A 20,095-nucleotide genomic window follows, 5' to 3' on the forward strand; every position below is an offset into this window, starting at 1 on the left:
GGATGACCCAGTTTTCCAGCGTTGTCATGGGCAACGAAAGCCTTCTGGTGCAATGCAGTGAAAAGCTGCTTGACGCTGGGCACGAGATCCGCGCGGTGGTCACCCGCAACGCGGACATCGCGGCGTGGGCCAAAGACCGGGGGCTGGCGGTGGTGGCACCGGGCACGGGGCTGGCGGACCGGCTGGGGGGGCTGGCGTTCGACTGGCTGCTGTCGATCGCCAACCTTGACCTGATACCGGCGGCGGTGCTGGCGCTGCCCGCCAGGGGCGCGGTGAATTTCCATGACGGCCCGCTGCCGCGCCACGCAGGGCTGAATGCGCCGGTCTGGGCGTTGATGCAGGGAGAAACCCGCCATGGCATCACCTGGCACATGATCGAGGGCGGCGTTGACGAAGGCGACATTCTGGTGGCGCGCGGGTTTGACATTTCGGCCTCCGACACGGCGATGACGCTGAACGCCAAGGCGTTCGAGGCGGCCATCGACAGCTTTCCCGAGCTGATGGCCCAGCTTGAACACGGGCTGAACCGGTACCCGCAGGACTTGACGTTGCGCAGCTATCACGCGCGCAGTGATCGCCCGTCAGCGCATGGGCTGCTGGATTTCTCGCAATCCGCCGACAGCCTCGCGCGGCTGGTGCGCGCGCTGGATCACGGCGGCTATGCCAACCCGTTGTCCGCCCCCAAGGTGCTGGCGCATGGCCACCTGTGGCTGGTGACTGCCGCGCAGCCGGTTGCCGGCACCGGCGCCCCCGGCGATATTCTGGAGGCAACCGACGATCACCTTACCGTCGCCTGCGGCAGCGGTGCGCTGCGGCTGGCGCATTTTACCCACCCCTGCGGCGCGCTGGCGCTGGTGGCGCAGGTCGGCAAACCCGGTGAGCGGCTTGCGGTCCTGTCCGAAACCGAGCGCGCCGGGATCGACGCCCGGATTGCGCAGGCGGCCCCGCATGACGCGCACTGGCGCGCCCGGCTTGCCGCCCTTGCGCCGGTCGAATTGCAGGGGCTTGGCAAAACGGGCGGTCAGATCCTGAGCCGCGCTCTGACCCTGGGCCGCCAGCCCGAAGCGCAGGTCGCGGTGTGGGCGGCGCATCTGGGGGGGGCGACGCAGGGCGACATTGCCTTTGCCGATGCCGCGCTGAAGGATCTGTCGCAGGGCGGCTACATTTCCCCGTGGGTGCCGCTGCGGGTCAATACCGCCGAGCCGCGCGACGATCTGGCCGCCGCGCTGTCCGCTGAGATCGCCACGGCGCGCCGGCGCCACGGGTTTTTCACGGATCTGCCCGCGCGCACGCCGCGGATGTCGGGCAAGCCCCAGGTGCCTCATGTGGGACTGAGCCTGGGGGCGGGGCACATCCCCGGCACAGTCGTGACGGTCGAGTTGGCCGATGGCGCCGCGACCCTGCTGACCGACAGCGGGCGGATGGATCCGGCGCGGGCGGAACTGCTCGCCGCGCGGCTGGAACTGATGGGCGGGGCGGACGCGCGGCCGATGCTGCCCGATGCGGAACGCGACCTTGTGGTCAACCGCTGGAACGCGGGCCAGGTCGATCACGACGCCGCGCTGACCATGCAGGCGGCGTTCGAAGCGCAGGCGGCGCGCAGCCCCGACGCGGTGGCGTTGGCGTTCGAGGGCCAGACCCTGACCTATGCCCAGCTTGACCGGCGCGCCAATCAGGCGGCGCAGGTGCTGCGCGGCATGGGCGTGGGGGCGGACACGGTGGTGGGGCTGTATACGCGCCGCTCGGTCGATCTGATGGTTGGCGCCCTGGGCATTCTGAAGGCGGGCGGGGCCTATTTGCCGCTGGACCCGGCCTATCCGGCGGACCGGCTGCAACATTACATAACCGACAGCGGCGCGCCGGTGATCGTCACCCAGTCCGGGCTGCGCGACAGCCTGCCCCGGCACGGCGCGCAGCTTTTGGTGATCGACGCCGATCCGCGCCTGACGCAGGCTCCGACGCAAGCCCCCGCGCCGGTCGCCGGGCCAGAGCACCTTGCCTATGTCATCTATACCTCGGGATCGACCGGGGTGCCCAAGGGCGTGATGATCGAACACCGCAACGTGGCGAATTTCTACAGCGGCATGGATGCGGTCATACCGCATGAACCGGCCGGGACGTGGCTGGCCGTCACCAGCCTCAGCTTCGACATTTCCGTGCTGGAACTGTTCTGGACCACGGCGCGCGGGTTCAAGGTGGTGCTGACGTCGGATGAAGACCGGGCGCTGATCTCGAATGGCGCGATGCCGATGTCGGATGCGGGCATGGAATTTTCGCTGTATTACTGGGGCAATGACGACGGCGTCGGGCGCGACAAATACGCCATGCTGCTTGAGGGCGCGAAATTCGCCGACCAGAACGGATTCAGCGCCGTCTGGACGCCCGAGCGGCATTTTCACGCCTTTGGCGGGCCCTATCCCAACCCGTCGGTGACGGGTGCCGCGGTCGCCGCAGTTACCCGCAACATCGCGGTGCGGTCGGGTTCGGTGGTGGCCCCTCTGCATCATCCCGCGCGCATCGCCGAGGAATGGGCGGTGATCGACAACCTCACCAACGGGCGCGCCGGCCTGGCGATCGCCAGCGGCTGGCAACCCGACGATTTCGTGCTCCGCCCGGAAAACACCCCCCCCAACAACAAACCGGCGATGATCGAAACCATCGCCCGGCTGCGCGACCTGTGGCGCGGCACACCGGTGCCGTTCCCGCGCGAGGACGGCACGATGTTCGACGTGGTGACGCAGCCGCGCCCGGTGTCGGAAGAACTGCCGATCTGGATCACCACGGCGGGCAACCCCGACACATGGCGCGAGGCGGGGCGGTTGGGGTGCCACATCCTGACCCACCTGCTGGGCCAAAGCATCGACGAGGTGGCCGACAAGATCCGCCTTTATCACGCCGCGCTGCGCGAGTCGGGGCACGATCCTGCGGATTTCAAGGTTTCGCTCATGCTGCACAGCTATGTGGCCGAAACCCGCGACGCGGCGCGGGAAACCGCCCGTGGTCCGATGCGCGAATACCTGCGCGCGGCGGCGGGGCTTATCAAGCAATACGCATGGGCGTTTCCAGCGTTCAAGCGGCCTCAGGGACTGAACAACCCGTTCGAGCTGGATCTGGAAATCCTTGAACCGGACGACCTTGAGGCGATCCTTGATTTTGCTTTCGAACGGTATTTCAACGACAGCGGCCTGTTCGGCACGGTGCAGGACGCGCTGGACCGGACAGAGCAACTGAAGCGCATCGGCGTGACCGAAATCGCCTGCCTCATCGACTATGGCATCCCGCGCCAGCAGGTGCTGGACGGGCTGAAACCGCTGGCCCGCGTGGTAAGGGCGGCGAATGCCACGCCCGAACTGGCGGCGGACGATTTTTCCATCGCCGCGCAGATCGTCCGGCACGACGTGACGCATATGCAATGCACGCCGTCGATGGCGCGGATGATCGCGATGAACGACGAGGCGCGCTTTGCGCTGTCGAAGGTCCGGCACCTGTTTCTGGGAGGCGAGCCGCTGCCCGGCGCATTGGTCGAGGAATTCGGGCGAATCACGCAGGCCAGCATCACCAACATGTACGGCCCCACCGAAACCACGATCTGGTCGTCGACCGAGCTGGCGCAGCCCGGAGACGGCGTGGTCAACATCGGCCTGCCGCTGGCCAACCAGCAGCTGTATGTGTTGGACGAGGCGCAACAGCCCGTCGGCATCGGCATGCCGGGCGAGCTGTGGATCGGCGGCCAGGGTGTGACCCGCGGCTATTGGGGCCTGCCCGAACTGACGGCGGACCGCTTCGTGCCCAATCCGTTCCATGCGGGGCGGATGTATCGCACGGGCGATCTGGTGCGGCGGCGCATCGACGGGCGGATCGACTTCATCGGGCGGGTCGATCATCAGGTCAAGCTGCGCGGTTTCCGCATCGAACTGGGCGAGATCGAAGCGGTGCTGGAATCCCAGCCCGGCGTCACCCAGGCCGTGGTTGCCGCGCGCGAAGACACGCCGGGCGATCTGCGGCTGGTCGGTTATTACACATCCGACGCGCCGCTGGCCGACGCGGACCTGCGCGCCGGGATGGCGCAGCATCTGCCCGGTTTCATGGTGCCCCAGCATGTCATGTGGCTCGACAGCTTTCCGCTGACCCCGAACAAAAAGGTCGATCGCAAGGCGTTGCCAAAACCCGACGCCCGGCCCGCGCGCCCCGCCCCCGCGCCGCGCACCGCCCCTGTGACCCGGTCGCCAGCAGCGGTGACGGCGCAGGGTCCGGACCTGCTTCGGGCGCGGATCGCCGAGATCTGGTCGACGGTTCTGGGCGTATCGGACATTGCGCCCAGGGACAGCTTTTTCGACCTCGGGGGACATTCGTTGCTGGCGGTACAGGCGCATCGGTCGATCCGCGACGAGCTGGGGGCCAGGGGGCTGTCGATCACCGACATCTTCCGCTTTCCGGTGCTGGCGGATCTGACCGCGCGCGTCGCTGCGCTGGTTGACACGAGCGATGCGGCCCCCGGGATGGCCGGGCCCCCGCCTGATGGCGCGCCGCAACCGGCGCCGGTCGGCGACCGGGCACAGACGCGATCCGACGCCATGTCCCGTCGCCGCGCGATGCGGGCGCGGCGCAGCGCCTGACCCGGATGACTCCGAAGGCACTAAGCCGGGCGCTGGCCGATACCGGCCTGCTACAGGGGCTGGGCTGGTCGGTCAGTCTTCCGGTCGATGATCCCGACGCGTTGTTTGACAGCGAGCGCGCCGCGCTGCGCCGGGCCGTGCCGGCGCGTCTCGCGGAATTTACCGGAGGGCGCGTTGCCGCCCGCGCGGCCATGGCGCGGATCGGCATCGGAGCGCAGGCGATCCCCATGCAGGATGATCGCGCGCCGCTTTGGCCGCAGGGCGTGGCGGGCAGCATCTCGCACGGGGGCGGGCTGTGTCTTGCGGTGGCGGCGCGCGGCCCGTGGCGCGGCATCGGCATTGACCTGGAACCCGACGCCGACATGGATGCGGCGCTGATCGACGCCATTGCCACCCCCGCCGAGCTGACGGGCCTGGCGCCGCTGCCCCCAGAGCGGGCGGCGATGCGGGTCTTTTCCGCCAAGGAAGCCGCTTACAAGGCGCAGTATCCGCTGTGCCGCGCCCTATTTGGATTCGACGCGATGCACGCCGGGCTGCCTCTGTTCGATATGCGGATGACCCGTGACATCGGGCTTGGCATCGGGGCCCGCATCCCGGTCAGGCAGGAAATCATCGCCGGACTGATCGTTTCGCTGTCACTGTTGCCGTAAACCTTTCGAAACATGGCGCGATTGTGGCGGTGCGGGCCGTTCCGTCAACGATTTGTTTCCAGTTTGTACCCGATTAACGATGGCGGGAATGCGGCATTGGGGCTAAATTGTGGCCCAATGGCGGCGCCTTGCCCCGGTTCGAATCGAATTGGGGCGGCTTGGGGAAATTCCTCGGGCAGGGCATCCGGAAGGAACCGCTTCGCGTTCGCAGGGTGGGGGCACACGTTGCGGGAGTAAAGAGAATGAACCAGTTCCAGTCGGTTGGCGAAGTGCTTGCAGCTTTGCGGCGCAGGGTGCTGCTGATGATCGCCGTCATTCTTCTGGGGTCCGCTCTCTCGCTTTATATCGCTACGCAGCAGGTCAAGACCTACGAGACGACCGCCGTCGTTCAGATCGAAGAAAGCCAGGTCCCCGACACGCTGGCAGGCTCTGCCGCGCAGTCTCAGGATGCCGCGCGCCGGGTGCAGTTGATCGAACAGCGGCTGATGTCGCGCGACAACCTTGTGCGCATCATGCAGGAGCACCAGCTGTTCAGCGACGATCCGGACATGAGCCTGAACGAGCGTGTCTTTCACATGCGCGAAGCCGTGCGAATCGACGAAATCCGGTCGAATCCCGACGCCTATGCCGCCACGCAAGAGGCGCCCTCGGGGCTGCTGATCTCGGTCACGCTGGGCGATCCGCAAAAGGCCGCGGATCTGGCGAACGAGCTGATGAACACCGTGATCGAACAGTCCCGCGACCGCAGCGTCAGTCGCGCCCGTGAAACGCTGGATTTCTTCGAAAGCGAAGAGGCGCGCGTGGAAGCCGAGATTCAGGCGAAGGAGGCCGAGGTCGCGCGGTTCAAGCAGGACAATGGCGATGCGCTGCCTGCCGGGCTGGGGTCACTGCGCGATCAGCTTACCACGCTTCGGGACAACGCGCTGACGCTCGATCGCGAAATCGTCGCGCTGGAAGCCAACAGCTCGCGACAGCGCCAAGAGGTGCTTGGACGCCAGATCGGTTTGCTGCGCGAGCAGAAGACGCTGGTGGAAAACCGCATCATCGCGATCAACGAGACCATCCAGCGGGCCCCCGAAGTCGAACGCGCCCTGTCCGGTCTGGAACGTGAGCTGACGCGGCTGCAAGAGCAGTACAACGTCATCACCCGCCGCAAGGCCGAGGCGGAAATGGGTCAGATGCTGCAAGACCGCCAGCACATGGCCCGGTTCGAGGTGCTGGAAACCGCGCTTGTGCCCGAATTTGCGGCCTCGGGCAGCCGCAAGAAGGTGCTGGCGATGGGCGTGGTGGCCAGCGTGATCGCGGGTCTCGCGGCGACCTTCATCGCGGAACTGATGAACCCCGCGATCCGCAGCGCGGCGCAGATGGAACGGGCGTTGGGTGTGCAGCCGGTGGTGTCGATCCCGACCATCCGGACGCGCGGCGAACGTCGCATCACCGGCATGCGGCTGTTTTCGCTACTCGGCCTGCTGTTCGCGGCGATGTGGGCGGCGCTGAGCAGCGTGACCGACTGGTCGGCGTTGCTGGGGCGGTTTCTGCCACGGGCGGTACGGCCCTGACATACATCGGCGCTTTCCCCTTTCTTGCGTCTCAGTAGCTGTATTTACTCAGTTGGGTGCCTTCGGCGCGGTTCAGAACGGTGCCAAGCAAAGGCGTGTTTTCCCCCAGACGCCGTTCGACCTCGCGGATTTCCTTGTCGGTGGTCAGCCCTCCGCCCACCACCAGAAGCACGCCGTCGAACAGAGGACGAAACGCGATCACATCGTCCGAGAACAGCGCCGGCGGCAGATCGAACAGGATCACGTCCGGGGCCAGCCGTCGTTCGATGGTCTGCAGCGTCTGCGCGGTTTCCGGCGATTGAAGCAATTCCGACGCGTAGGGTTCGACCACCCCGTTGAATCCGAAAGCGACGTTCGGCCCGGCGTGAATGTCGTTGTCTCCCATGCGCTGAAAATGCGCTTCCGCCGACAGTCGCCCGCGCAGCACGTCGCCCATCGAGCCGGGATTGTCGGCGCCCATCACCTTGTGCAGGGTCGGGCGGCGCAGGTCGCAATCTATCAGAAGCGCGCGGCAGTTTTGGTGCCGTGACAGCGAAATCGCCAGGTTCGCCGCCGTAAAGGTCTTGCCGCAATCCTTGGTCGGCGAGGTGATCGCGACGCGTCGCCAGCCGTTTTCGGACAACGCCTGAAGCAGTCGGGTGCGCAGAACGTCAAAGGCGGCATGGGCGGGGTCCTGTCGTCCTGCGGTGACGATGCGGTTGCGATCGAGGTGCCGCGCGTTGACCGAAAACACCGGCAGGCGCGACCAGACCATATCGGGCGAGGCGTCGTCTTTTGCCTGTCGATCTGCGCCGGCTTGACGTTCTGCTTGGGCTTGGTGTTCTGCTTCGGCCTGCTGTTCTGCTTTAGCCCGACGTTCCACTTCGGCCAGCCGTTCCACTTCGCCCTGCCGCTCGGCAGCGGCCCGACGGTCGGCTTCGGCCTGCCGCTCGGCGGTCAGCTTGTGCTGGCGTTCCGCTTCTTGAGCCGCAGCAATGCGGGACTGCTCTTCGGCGGCAGCCATGCGGCGCGCGTCTTCGGCACGGGCAAGCTTGGCGGCCTGCTCTCCGGCGGCGATTTCTGCGGACAGCGGGTTGCGTCTGCGGAATTTGCGATCGTCAGTCATGCGTCTGCCTTTGGGCGGCATCGGGGCACGCACATCGCGACCCGATGGGTCCGCCGCCTTTCATATACACATCCAGCACCATCGACATCCGTTTGCGTTTTGACGAATCGCCCGGACCGCCGGCGATTCCGGCGCATCCCGCGATTTCAGCCCCCACCAAGCCATGGGACTTTGTCAAGAATGAGGTTTATTCGAAGGTATTGTTTACCAAACCTCATCGCCAGCCCCAGTGCGTCACATTCCGATCAGGTTGGCGTTGCGAATGGCGCTGTCCACGAACGCGCCGCGGTCAGCTTCGGGCCGCCAGTCCAGCATGGCCTTGGGTTTGTCGTTGGCAAAAGGCGAGAAATGCGCCCGGCTTTGCCAGTCGGCGCGCGATGGGCGCACCAGCCCGGACTTATGCAGCGCATATTTTTTCAGCCCGTATTTCACCGCATCCGACAGATAGAATGCTGTGAGGTTGCCGCTGTCGACCCGGATGCGCACGCCCAGGGCTTTGTGGATGGCGTCGAAATAGCCGCGCGCCGACAGCATCGGTTCGCCGACCAGATTGAAGCTGTGCCCGACGGCGGAGGGGCGCGCCGCCATGCGCACCAGCCCGTCGACGACATCGTCGATCAGCACAAAGGGCAGGATGTTGTCCCCCGGTCCCCAGATCCGCACCGCGCCGGCGCCATGCCAGCGTCCGATGCCCCAGTGCTGCAAGGGGCCGCCATGGCCAACCACGATGCCGGGGCGCGCGATGGTCAGCGGCAGGCCGCGCTGCTTGTGCAGCTTCATCAACTGGCGTTCGCATTCCGCCTTGGACCGGGCGTAAAGGTTGCGATCGGTCATGTCGTCGGCAAAGGCGGTGTCTTCGGTGATCGTCGTGCCCCGGTCGGACATGTCGTAGGATGCAATGGTCCCGGTGTAGACAAGGCGTTTCACCCCGGCCTGTTCGCAGGCCATGCCGATGCGGGCGGCGACGCCCACATCGTTTATCAGCGCGTCGGACCATGTCTTGTCCATGGATTTCGCAAGGTTGAAGACCACGTCGATGCCCTGCATCGCTTGTGTCAGCGCGTCCAGATCATACAGTGACACGGCGGCGGTTTCCACCCGATCGGGCAGGTCGGGAAAGGGGCCGTGGCGGCCGCGCGACAGCACGCGCACATCGTGCCCGTCGGCCACCAGGCGCCGGGTCAGGGCGCGACCGATAAACCCGGTGCCGCCGATGACCATGGCGGTGGGCCTGGGGGCGCGGGTCTGCACGGCGGGGGCCTTGGCGCGGAGCGTTTCGGCCGGCAGCAGCGCCAGCGCGTCGTCGATCACTTGCATCACGGCGACAGCGGTTTGCCCGCTGAATCGCGCGTCCTGCGGGGCGTTCAGATCGCCATAGAGCGCCGCGTTCATGCCCCGAAAGCTAAGCGCATAGGGGCCTTTGCGGTTCAGCGACTTGCCTTGAACCCAGGCGTTGCGCAGCCCTTCGCGCAGGTGCTGGCGCGCCAGATCCAGCTGCTTGCGCAACGGGTTCACTACCAGATCCGAGCTGTTCTCGCGTTCAACCACCAGAACGTCGGAGGCAAAATCCAGCCGTGCCCGCGCCGACGATCCACGCAGCGTGACGGACCGGTCGTCCTGCGTTTCCACCAGGCTGACGGTAAAGGTGATGTCCACGCCCCCCGCGCGCGCGAGAAAGCGAAAGGCTTGCGGGCGCGGGTCGTCGCCGGGCAGCATCACGGGTTTGGTCGCTTCGGCAAAAACCACCTCGGGGGGGCCGAACAGATCCACGGCAAAGGCGACCAGATGCGGCCCGACCTCAAGCAACAGGTTCCTTGGGTCGCGCAGAAGCCAAAGGTTGAACGGCCCCGAACGCAGCGGCGACAGCGGCAGCGCATAGCTGATTTCCGCCGCCGATACGCGGCCCAGCGTGCCGTCTGTCATCATCGCCTTCAGCCGTTGATACCCCGGCAGACCCAGAAAGTTGTGCCCGGCGTGGAAACGCTTGCCTGCCGCCTCGGCTGCGGCGGTGATCTGCCGGGTGTCGTGTGCGCTTTCGGCGACCGGTTTCTCGACCAGCACATGCAGCCCGGCGGCAAGGCATTGCAGCGCCAGCGGTTTGTGCAGATGCGGTGGCGTGAGGATATGCACCGCATCGCAGGTGCCGCTTTCGATCAGTGCCTCGACACTGGTAAACGGCTGCGCGCCGCAGGCTTCGGCCATGCCACGCGCGGCGGTTTCGGAAACGTCGCAGATGGCGGCGACGCGCGTGCCGGGGGTCGCGCGCAGCGCGTCTGCGTGCCAGGTGGCGATGTATCCGGCGCCGATCAGGCCAATACGGGTCATGGCTATCCTCACTTGTACTCGATGATGCGCATCTGTGCGTTTCGGCGGCGGCGCAGCCCATAGGTCGCCATGCCGATCAGGTTGGGAAATTTCGACAGAGTGATGAACAGCGCGTGGCACAAAGCCTCGGTCCGGGGCAGGCCGTCGCGCATCAGCCCCTGAACGGTGCGGCCGTAGTTCAGCGCATAGGCGCCCGACAGCAGCACCGCCAGCGGCCACCAGATCAGCAGTGCCACAAGGATCAGGATCGGGAGCACAAGGGCATAGGCCAACACCCGGCGCCGCTCGCGCACGAAGTAATCCGGGTGCAGATCGCCCACTTGCGCAAAGCCGTGGCCGGTGCGCACGGCGCGGGTCCACCATTGACCGAAGCGATGGGTGTCGGCGTCGTGGCGGGTCATTTCGCGCGGGATGCGTTCCAGCCGCCAGCCACCCTTGCGCAGCCGGGTGCAGAATTCGTCATCCTCGGCGGCGATCACCGCGGGGTCGAACCCGCCGATCGCGCGGAACGCCTTGGCGCGCACCATCATGTCGCCGCCACAGGTCAGGATCTCGCCCGCCGGGCGGCGCCATTCGAAATCGGCAAGCTGGTTGAAGACGCTGGCGTCGCGGTAAATCTCGGATCGCCAGCCGGTGACCATGCCCAGATCTGGGTTGGCGATCAGATGCGCGTGTCCGGCTTGCACAAAGCCGTCGATCAGCACGCAATCGCCGTCGATGAATTGCACGAATTGCGGATCCTTCAGCGCGGCAAAGCCGGCGTTGCGGGCGCGCGCGGCGGTAAAGGGCTTTGACATGTCCAGTGCGACCACCGTGGCCCCGGCGCGCCGCGCCTCGGCCACGCTGTCGTCGGCGGAGCCGGAATCGACATAGATCACCTGCCGCGCCTGCCCCATCACCGAGGTCAGCGCCGCCACCAGCCGCGCGCCTTCGTTGCGCCCGATAAGCACCACATCCACCGGGATCATTCCATCAACTCGCGTTTCGGGGGCGTTTCGCCGTCGCCGTAGCCGGTGAACAGGTTCGACAGGCGCAGCGCCTCGATATGGATGTTGAAGTCAGCCTCGACCGTGGCGCGCCCCACCGCGCCCATTACCCGCCGCTGATCGGCGCTGCCCAGCATCTGCTCGATGGCCTCGCTCAGGGCGTGGGCATCGCCGGGGGGCACCAGCAGCCCGCTTTCCCAGTGGCTGACCAGTTCGGGGATGCCGGCGATCCGGGTCGCGATGACCGGAACACCGGCGGCCATCGCCTCCATCAGCACGACGGGAACGCCTTCGGCGAAGCTGGGCAGCACGAAGACATCGGTCTGGGACAGCGCCTCGGCGACCGCGTCCTGGCTTTGATAGCCAAGGAACAGCACCTGTTCACCCAGCGGTTTTGCCCGCTCTTCCAATGCGGCGCGGTCGGGTCCGTCGCCGATCAGCGCAAGGCGCAGTCCGGGATAGCGCGGCGCAAGCTCGGCCACCGCGTCCAGCAGGATCGGCACGCCCTTGACCCCCGCCAGACGCCCGACGAACAGCAGGACCTGCCCCTTGTGCGGCGCCGTGTCATAGCGGTCGGGGTCGATGCCGCAATGAACGACGTGCAACTTGTCCCAATGCGCCGGGTCCGCGAAACACATCAGTTGCGAGCGGCAGTAATCGGAAATGCAGGCGACAAAGCGCGCGCGCGCGGCTTTTTCATCAATACGCCAGTGGGCGGGTTCGAAAAAGATGTCCGGCCCGTGGATGGTAAAGCTGTAGGGGATGCCCGACAGTTCCGACGCCAGCATCGCCACGGTGCAGGACGCCTTGGCGATGTGATTGTGCAGGTGGTCGATTTTTTCGCGCTTCAGCCGGTCGGCAAGCACCGCCGCTTCCAGGAAATAGGCAAGGTTGTAGGCGCGGCCCCTGATCCCCCTGGGCGCGGTGCCCCAGGCCAGTTTCAGCGCGCGCAGGTAGCGCAGCGGGGTCAGGGCGAACCGCAGCTGCGCCTTGACAAGGCGAAACGGGTTCTTCGCGGCGGACAGGACGCGAAAGGTGCGCGCGTGTTCGTCGCGCTGTTCTGGGCCGACCAGATGCTCGGCCCCGGTGGTGCGGATCGAGCAGGTCAGCACCTCGTGCCCGATGTCGCGCAGCGCGGCGATCTCGCGCTGGATGAAGGTGTCGGAGGCGCGGGGGTATTCCCCCGTCAGGTAGGCGAGTTTCGGTAGGCTCATCTGTCTGCTCTCATGCTTGCGTCGAGCATGTCTTCTAGTGGCGCATCATCATGGCCGCCAAGGGTTTCGCGCAGGGCGGTGTTGGGCCATTTCAAAGGCATGATCCGGGCACGCAGCGGAGCCTCGCGCAGCAGGCCGGGCAAATGGGCCGACAGGGGCGATAGCACTCGGGTGAGCGCAAGCCACACCCGCCACGGCAGCGGGATCGCCAGGCGCGGCCATCCGGCGCGCTGACGATGCGCCGCGACAAAGCGGGCGCGCGTCGGGCGGTCGTCGTCGATCACGTTCAGCGCAACGATGCCGCCGGGGTCTATCAGCGCCGCCGACACCAGCGCGCGGGCGCAGTGGGTCACATGGGTCAGCGGCAGATCCCCGTCAGAGGTCAGCGTGATGGTCACCGGCCCCGCGTCCACCCCGTTCAGTGCGTGCCAGCTGCGCCCCGGCCCCCAGACCGCGCCGGGGCGCATCAGCCACAGCGGCGCGCCGCGTGCCCGCGCCAGCGTTTCCTGTGCAAGCTTGGCGTTGGCATAGGTGTCGGGCGCAGCGCCTTCGGCGAACAGCGGGCTGGTTTCGGTGATCGTGCCGCCGGGCAGGGCGCGCCCGGTGTCGTAGACGGTGATCGAACTGACCAGCACCAGCCGCATCGCATCGGGCAGGGCCGCCAGCAGATGCGCCGTGCCTTTCAGCGTGTCCCGCGCGGCGGCGTCGGCATCGCCGCCCGGATGCGCCGCCGCATGGATCACGGCGCCACAGCCCCGCAACGCACCGGACAGCGCCTTGACCGACGCGGGATCGGACAGATCCGCCCGCACCAGCGTGACGCCGCCATCCCATTCGGGCGCAACCGTGCGGCGCACCACCGCGACCACCTGCAAGCCCTGCGCGCGGGCCTGTGCCACCGCCGCGCGACCGATAAAGCCGCCCGCCCCGGTGATGAGGATGCGGCCTATGTCGCCCAAGGCATCGGATCCAGCGGATCGCAGCGGGTGGTCATGGTCCGCGCGCCCGAGGTTTCGCCGGCGTTCTGGATCGCAAGGGTAACCTCGGTCATGTGCAGCGCGAAATCGTCCGTGAGGCGGCAGGGGCGGTTGTGCTCCAGCGCATCCAGCATCTCGGCCGGGCCAAGCATGAAATTCATCGCGGCCGCGCCCCAGCGCCTGACCTTTGGATGGGTCGGCTGGTCCAGCCGGTAGCGGCGGGGAAAAGGGTGTTCCATCAGGCGGCGCCGGATGGTCACGCGTTTGGCAAAGCGGACCTTGGCGGCGTTGTCCCACGCAGCCTTGCAGCTGAGAACGCCCTTGTCGCCGACGATGCGGATGGAATGGTCATGCGGGGCCACGACCGAACAGGTCAACCGCGTCACCGGGCCGTTGTCGAAAAACAGCGTCGCCACCGACAGGTCCGGCGCCATGGGCCCCTGACCCAACTTGTCCGGCACGGTTTCGACGCTGGCGGCGACCACCGTGCGCACCGATCCGAACCACCCGATCAGCCAGCCCAGATAATAGCCTGCGTGTTCCAGCGTGCAGCCGACACGGAATTCATCTCCAGCCGGCCAGGGCGCACCGCTTTCCGTCATCCATTTGTCATAGGCGGCCTGCGGGACGAACCCGTCGTCAAGTTCGGCATAGATGGCGCGCGGTGTGCCCGCGATGCCGCGGCGCAGGGCGTGGCCCAGGGTCTGCGCGGCCTCGCCCAGCACCGAGCAGGGGGCCGACACCAGCAACAGGCCCTTTTGCCGCGCAAGGCCGTGCAGTACGACCGCTTCGGCCATGTCCATCGCCAGCGGCTTTTCCGAATAGACGTGATGCCCGGCCTCCAGGCAGGCGCGGTTCAGCGCGTAGTGCGCCCCCGGATTGGTCAGGTTGAGAACAACGCCGCCCGCCGGAGCAGAGGCCAGAAATTCGCCCAGAGACCCCGCCGCCCGAACGCCCCAATAGGCGCAGAAGCGGTCCAGCCGCGCGGCGTCGTGGTCGTAGACCGTCGCGATTCCGATCCCCGGCATGGCCTTCAGCGAGCGCATGTACAGGTCCGCGACAAAGCCGCACCCGAGTATCGAAAGCCGCCGCACTATGCGCCCCACGCGGGTTTCCGCCGCCGCCTTGGTTTCGCCAAAGTTGTCATTGCAATCCCTGCTGATGATTCTTTCCGGGCCGATCGAGGTTGTCAAAGCCGACAACTGTGACAAGATTTCGGCACGCCGCCTGAACAATCGCATTGTGCGGCGCGTGTTGCCAGTCGGCGCGGAAACAATCAGGTGTTTGTGTTCGCTTTGTGGGCTGTGAGAAACGCTATTTTCTTTCATTTATGCAATTTTGAGGTAAAAGTGTGGCGGGGGCCCGAAGGGGTAGTACTGTGATGAATTTCACGATTGTAGGCGAAAATATCTCGGTGAATGTGCCGACAAAAGCGGCACTTCTGGCTCGTGTCGCAAAGCGGCTTGCCCAAAAGCAGGGCTTTGCGCTGGCCACCATCAATCTGGACCATCTGGTCAAGCTGCGCACCTCGCAGACGTTCCGCGCCGCTTATGTCGCGCAGGATTTCGTGGTGGCCGATGGTCATCCCATCGTCTGGATGTCGCGCCTTGCCGGTCGCCCCGTCGAATTGATGCCGGGGTCGGACATAATCGTGCCGCTGGCGAAGCTCGCCGCGCGCCAGGGCGTCAGCGTGGCGCTTGTGGGCAGCCGATCCGAAACGCTTGAGGCGGCGAAATCCTATCTTGAACGGGAAATCCGCGACCTGAAGGTTGTGCTGACCCTCGCCCCGCCGATGGGGTTCGATGCCAGCTCCGAGGACGCGAACAAGCTGCTTGCCAAGGTCGCCGCCTCTGGCGCGGGGCTGTGCTTTGTCGCGATGGGGGCGCCCAAGCAGGAAGTGCTGGCCGCCGCCGGGCGCAGGGTCGCGCCGAACGTGGGGTTTGCCAGTATCGGTGCCGGGCTCGATTTCTTTGCGGGGGCGCAATCGCGCGCACCGAACTGGGTGCGGGCCTATGCGCTGGAATGGCTGTGGCGCGCGCTCAGCGATCCCAGGCGGCTTGGTCTGCGATATCTCAAATGTCTGGGGGTCCTGCCCGGTCAGTTGCTGCGTGCGGCGCTGCAAAGACTGCGTGACGTCGCGCATCACCGGCAGGTGCCGCACTGAAGCGGCTCAGGGGCCAAGGCGCCGTGGCCGGGGACGCCGCATCAACAGCAGATCCTTGACCCGCCCCTTGATCCCGCGCGGCGGCAACAGCTCGTGATCCATTTCAAAGACGGTGCCGGTCAGCGTTTCATCCATGCTGAGCGCCAGTTCAACGCCCCACGCCGCCGCGATTTCGGGGGCAAGTCCGTCGGGGATGCCCATCCCCGTCTGCAACATGCCCGGCAGCCAGTCGCCGATGACGATGCCGGGGAACCGGTCCGCCAGATCCGCGACCAGGGCCCGCGTCAGAAGGCGCGCGGCGCCCTTGGACACCGAATAGGCCGAGGACGCGGGCAGCGGCGCGATGTCGGCAAAGCTTGCCACGTTCAGAATGCGCCCGCGCCCGGTGTCGCACATTTGCGCCAACGCGGCAGCCGAACAGGCCGCGACCCCGCCAAGGTTGGTCGCGACGGTCCGCATGAAGCTTTCGGCGGTCTCGTCCAGGAAATCGCGTTTCGGATAGACCGCGGCGTTGTTGATGAGCAGCGCGATGCCGCCCCGCGCTCCGAGCGCGGCAAAGGCATCGCGCACCGCCGCCCCGTCGCTGACATCCAGCGTCAGGGCGATGAACCGCTCCCCCGCCAGCGCCCCGGTGTGCGCCAGCGTTTCGGAGCGGCGGCCGGTTCCCGCAACGGTGAACCCGCGCCGGCACAGCGCAACCGATAGGGCCCGCCCAAGGCCCGACCCCGCGCCGGTGACAACGGCGATGCCGTCCAGGGGGGTAAGCTGTGTCATGTGTCCCTCGTGATGGCATCGGCAACGCGCAGGGCGTTGGCGGCGATGGTCAGCGACGGGTTCACCCCCATCGAGCTTGGCATGAACGACGCGTCTGCGCACCACAGGTTGGCCAGCCCATGCGCCCGGCACTCCGGATCCAGCACCGAACGCGCGGCATCGCTGCCAAAGCGCAGCGTGCCGCTGGGGTGGCCAAAGTTCAGCTCGGGGTTTCGCCCCAGGAACATCCGCCTCTGCCCGCGCAACGCCCGCGCGATGGCGCGGCGAAAACTGGTGCGGCGGACGAGCAATTCGTCGTGGATCCGGTAATCGATCGCCAGCGCGCGCCCTGGCAGCACGCGGTTTTGCGCGTAGGGGAGATCTTCGAGCAAGCCGACAAAGATCTGGGCATGGCCGAACAGCCGGGCAGCGATGGCGGCGGGCAGGCGGGTCAGTTGTCCCAGCCCCGGCACGGTGCGCAGCGCGGACCGGGCCAGCATCAGGTTCAGGTAGTGCACGATTTCGCCGTAAGAGGCGCGGATGCCCATGGCCTGGATCATGCCCAGCCGCGCGCCGTTTCCGTGATAGAGGTCGCGCAGGGCGATGGCCTTGGTCGCCCCCGCATCGGGGGTGCCGCGCGGAGGCCACAGCGCGAACATCTCGTTCAGGTGGAACATCAGGTTGCGCCCCACAAGACCCGAGCGGTTGGCCAGACCATCGGGCCAGACCTCGGACGTCGACGCCATCAGCAGGCGCGGTGAGTTCAGCGCGCCCCCCGCAAGCACCACGTTGCGGGCGCGGAACATGTGGATTTCATCGCCGACGCGGGTCTCGACCCCGGTGATGCGTGTGGTGCCCAGCAGGCGCGTAACCTCGGCCCGGTCGATCAGCGTGGCATTGCCGGTGGCCAGCGCCGGTTCCACCCCGGCAGAGCGGCCGTCCTTTTTGCACGCGGTCGGGCATTTGGTCCCCAGACAGTTCAGGCAACCGGGATCGCGGGCGATGGCTGTGTGCGCGAAATAGGGGTGCAGGCCCCGCTTTTCGAATGCCTTGAACAGGGCGGATTCGGTGGCGGTCAGCGGGGGCGGGGACGCCAGCGGCATCGGGGGATCCTGGCACAGCGGGTCGGGGGTGCCGTGCAGTCCGTAGAGTTGCGCGGCGCGGTCGAACCAGCCCGACAGCGCGTCAAAACCGATCGGCCAGCCACCGGTCGGGTGGGGCCTGTCGGGCCGGGGCTCCAGATCGTGGCGTTCGGGCCGTTCCAGCGTGGCCGCGTAAAACACCGAAGACCCCCCAACCCCCGCCCCGATCGGTGCATAGCCCGTCGACTCGCGCCCGTTCACACGCGCTGTCAGCGGGTCCGGCCAGAGGCCGCGCGCCAGCCGGGCCTCGGGCACGAAAATATCCGATAACCCGTTGCGTTCCGGCCGGTGCCCGGCCTGTCCCCGTTCCAGGAACAGCACCTTTTGCCCCGCCTCGGCGAGGGCCCGGCCTGCGGTGCCGCCTCCGACGCCGGTGCCGATGACGATGGCGTCCCAATAGATGTCCGCCGCCGGGTGGGTCACGATTCGGGTTCTTTTGTCGTCGGGCGGGCAAAGACCGGCGCGAACAGGGCGCGCAGATCGCGCGCGGCGGTGTTGGTCAGGTGGTTGTTGTCGAAGTAATAGCCCCTGCCGGCGATCAGCGCATGGCAGGCTGTGGCGTCGCACAGGCTTGGCCAGGGGTCGATCCAGGTGATGACGCCGCTGTCGGAAAGCGCGCGCCAGGGCGCTTCGGCCGGGGCGACGCGCCGGTCAAGCGATGCCCTTGGGGTGTCGCTTTGCGCGACGGGGGCGCGGGCCAGCGGCCAGCCCGCGTGGGCTGCCTCGCGAGCGGCAAGGCGGCTGTCGTAATGCGCGATCTCGGGCGGCTGGCGCAGCACGAGGATTTCATCGAACCGGTCGAGCAGGGCGTTGACGGTGGCATTTTCCGCACGCGCCAGGATGTCGGCCTGAACGCCGCCGATGCGGGCAGGCGCATCGGTCGGATGCAGCGCGATGGTGTTGTGCGCGTCCAGTCCGATGCCGGTGCCGGTCGCGTAATAGGTCCAGCGTCCGACAAGCAGCACCTTGCGCAGGCTGGGCAGTCCTTGCAGCGCCTGCCGGATTTGCAGGTTCGCGTTGGTGCAGGCGGTGTCCTGGGCCAGCGTCGCGGCGCCTTCGACCTTGCGCAGGTCGAACAGCGGCGGGCAGCCGGCGCGCCACAGGATGATGGCGGGGGTGCCCGCCTCGTGGGCGGCCAGGTCCAGGCCTTCCTTGAAGGCGCGCACATGGCTGTCGCCCCAGACCAGCGCCCGCGGGGGGCCGTCCGGTCCGATGGGGCAGACATCCAGCCCCTCCAGCGGGCCTTCGGCGGGGGTGACGCAGCGCGACCAGTCCTGAAGGAAATCGGCTGAGGCGGCGATATGCGGCTGGGCTGACGGGCCGAAGCGGTCCGGCAGGCCGTCGTTGGTGTAAAGCCACCCGCCCAGGGCCAGCGCCGCGCAGGACACGGCGGCGGTGCCCGCGAACACCGCGCCGCCGGACAGTCGCGCCCGGCGCACCGGCGTTTCGACATAGCGCCACGACAGGTAGGCGACGCCCACCGACAGTGCCATCCACAGCGCCGCTTCCAGCGGGCCGGCATAGTCCCGGCGCAGGTATAGCGACAGGGTCAGCACAGGCCAGTGCCAGAGGTAAAGCGAATAGGACATGCGCCCCACCAGGACCATGCCGCGCCGTGACAGCAGCCGGTTGACCGGGTTGCGCCCGGTGCCGTTGGCCAGCAGCAACACCGTACCCAGCACCGCCGGACCCGCCAGCAGGCCGGGAAACATCGGCCCCGCCGGAACGAACAGCACCGAAGACAGCACCAGCCCCAGCCCCAGCCAGCTCAGCACCGCATGGCCGCGCCAGCGCCGCCCGGTCTCGCATCCCCAGATGGCCAGTAGCACGCCCGACAACAGTTCCCACGCGCGAAAGGGAAACAGGTAGAACGTGGCCGTCTGTATCCTGGGGGTCAACGCGACGGACCCGGCCAGCGACAGCGCCCAGCAGCCGATCAGCGCCGCGATCAGCGCACCACGTCTGCGCGACAGCAGCAGGATCAGCAGTGGCAGAAAGATATAAAACTGTTCCTCGACCGCGAGCGACCATGTGTGCAGCAGGGCCTTTTCATCCGACGCGGTGTCGAAATAGCCGGCCTGCCGAAAGAACAGCACGTTGGACAGATAGACCGTCGCGGCGATCAGTTGCTTGCCGAATTCGCGAAATTCGAACGGCAGCAGCAGCGACCATGCAAACAGCGCCGTTACCGCGGCCATGGTGAAAAACGCGGGCGCGAGGCGTTTGAACCGGCGCAGGTAAAAGCGGGGCAGGTCGATTGTGCCGCGCGCGTCGTATTCGCGCCACAGGATGCCGCCGATCAGAAAGCCCGAGATGACGAAGAACACATCAACGCCGGTAAAGCCGCCGCCAAGGCCGGGCATGCCGAAATGGTAGAAAAACACCGCAAGAACGGCGATGGCGCGCAATCCGTCGATGTCGCTGCGATAGGGCAACGGCGCGGGGCCATCGGGCGCGCGAGACGCGGAAGGCTCCGCGGTGTCGGGCGGGCGCGCATGCGCGACGTCCGTGCTGTGGTCGGCCGGGGCCTTGCTCATTTGTGCAATCCGGGTTCTCCGGGTTCGTGATCGGACGCCCGTATGCGTTCGAGGTGCGCCGATTCCG

The 20,095-nt window shown here is 67.0% G+C and carries 13 protein-coding genes; 4 read left to right on the forward strand and 9 right to left on the reverse strand.

The genetic code is table 11. The features are described from left to right. Positions 1 to 2: 2 nt before the first annotated feature. The 3 genes from ATI53_RS05620 (at position 3) to ATI53_RS05630 (ending at position 6,825) form a co-directional block, all read left to right on the forward strand. Positions 3 to 4,616 carry a MupA/Atu3671 family FMN-dependent luciferase-like monooxygenase gene (locus ATI53_RS05620; protein ID WP_111549913.1) on the forward strand — a complete coding sequence of 1,538 codons (4,614 nt, stop codon included), beginning with the start codon at positions 3 to 5 and terminating at the stop codon, positions 4,614 to 4,616. Between the two features lie 5 nt (positions 4,617 to 4,621). Next, a complete protein-coding gene (locus ATI53_RS05625) occupies positions 4,622 to 5,266 on the forward strand; it encodes a 4'-phosphopantetheinyl transferase family protein (RefSeq protein ID WP_009504036.1) in 645 nt (214 codons plus the stop codon). A gap of 242 nt (positions 5,267 to 5,508) precedes the next feature. Further along, positions 5,509 to 6,825, forward strand: a complete 1,317-nt coding sequence (locus ATI53_RS05630) for a GumC family protein (protein ID WP_111549914.1) — start codon at positions 5,509 to 5,511, stop codon at positions 6,823 to 6,825. 31 nt (positions 6,826 to 6,856) lie between these two features. Here the strand turns inward: ATI53_RS05630 and ATI53_RS05635 are convergent, their stop codons facing one another. The 6 genes from ATI53_RS05635 to ATI53_RS05660 form a co-directional block, all read right to left on the reverse strand. Further along, positions 6,857 to 7,930: a nucleotide-binding protein gene (locus ATI53_RS05635; RefSeq protein ID WP_111549915.1), complete on the reverse strand. Its 1,074-nt coding sequence runs from the start codon at positions 7,928 to 7,930 to the stop codon at positions 6,857 to 6,859. 234 nt (positions 7,931 to 8,164) lie between these two features. After that, positions 8,165 to 10,255, reverse strand: a complete 2,091-nt coding sequence (locus ATI53_RS05640) for an NAD-dependent epimerase/dehydratase family protein (RefSeq protein WP_111549916.1) — start codon at positions 10,253 to 10,255, stop codon at positions 8,165 to 8,167. 8 nt (positions 10,256 to 10,263) lie between these two features. Beyond that, complete coding sequence (locus ATI53_RS05645) at positions 10,264 to 11,223, reverse strand: glycosyltransferase family 2 protein (RefSeq protein ID WP_111549917.1); 960 nt, start codon at positions 11,221 to 11,223, stop codon at positions 10,264 to 10,266. Continuing rightward, positions 11,220 to 12,455: a glycosyltransferase family 4 protein gene (locus tag ATI53_RS05650; protein WP_111549918.1), complete on the reverse strand. Its 1,236-nt coding sequence runs from the start codon at positions 12,453 to 12,455 to the stop codon at positions 11,220 to 11,222. Before ATI53_RS05650 ends, ATI53_RS05645 begins: the two co-directional genes overlap by 4 nt. Further along, positions 12,452 to 13,414, reverse strand: a complete 963-nt coding sequence (locus tag ATI53_RS05655) for an NAD-dependent epimerase/dehydratase family protein (protein WP_111549919.1) — start codon at positions 13,412 to 13,414, stop codon at positions 12,452 to 12,454. Before ATI53_RS05655 ends, ATI53_RS05650 begins: the two co-directional genes overlap by 4 nt. Further along, complete coding sequence (locus tag ATI53_RS05660; protein ID WP_111549920.1) at positions 13,402 to 14,673, reverse strand: Gfo/Idh/MocA family protein; 1,272 nt, start codon at positions 14,671 to 14,673, stop codon at positions 13,402 to 13,404. The genes ATI53_RS05655 and ATI53_RS05660 overlap by 13 nt, the downstream gene beginning before the upstream one ends. A gap of 140 nt (positions 14,674 to 14,813) precedes the next feature. Between ATI53_RS05660 and ATI53_RS05665 the strand changes: the two genes are divergently transcribed. After that, complete coding sequence (locus tag ATI53_RS05665) at positions 14,814 to 15,596, forward strand: WecB/TagA/CpsF family glycosyltransferase (protein ID WP_009504045.1); 783 nt, start codon at positions 14,814 to 14,816, stop codon at positions 15,594 to 15,596. A gap of 6 nt (positions 15,597 to 15,602) precedes the next feature. On the opposite strand, the gene ATI53_RS05670 is transcribed toward ATI53_RS05665, so the two are convergent. The 3 genes from ATI53_RS05670 to ATI53_RS05680 are packed head-to-tail and all read right to left on the reverse strand — an operon-like array spanning position 15,603 to position 20,028. Further along, positions 15,603 to 16,370, reverse strand: a complete 768-nt coding sequence (locus ATI53_RS05670) for an SDR family oxidoreductase (protein WP_009504046.1) — start codon at positions 16,368 to 16,370, stop codon at positions 15,603 to 15,605. Continuing rightward, entirely contained in the window at positions 16,367 to 17,914 is a 1,548-nt protein-coding gene (locus ATI53_RS05675) for a GMC oxidoreductase (protein WP_111549921.1), read from the reverse strand. Before ATI53_RS05675 ends, ATI53_RS05670 begins: the two co-directional genes overlap by 4 nt. Beyond that, positions 17,911 to 20,028 (reverse strand): acyltransferase family protein, encoded by a 2,118-nt coding sequence (locus ATI53_RS05680; RefSeq protein WP_240778598.1) that lies wholly within the window; start codon positions 20,026 to 20,028, stop codon positions 17,911 to 17,913. The genes ATI53_RS05675 and ATI53_RS05680 overlap by 4 nt, the downstream gene beginning before the upstream one ends. Positions 20,029 to 20,095: the final 67 nt, after the last annotated feature.

The organism is Salipiger aestuarii (assembly GCF_003259905.1).
Taxonomy (GTDB): domain Bacteria; phylum Pseudomonadota; class Alphaproteobacteria; order Rhodobacterales; family Rhodobacteraceae; genus Salipiger; species Salipiger aestuarii.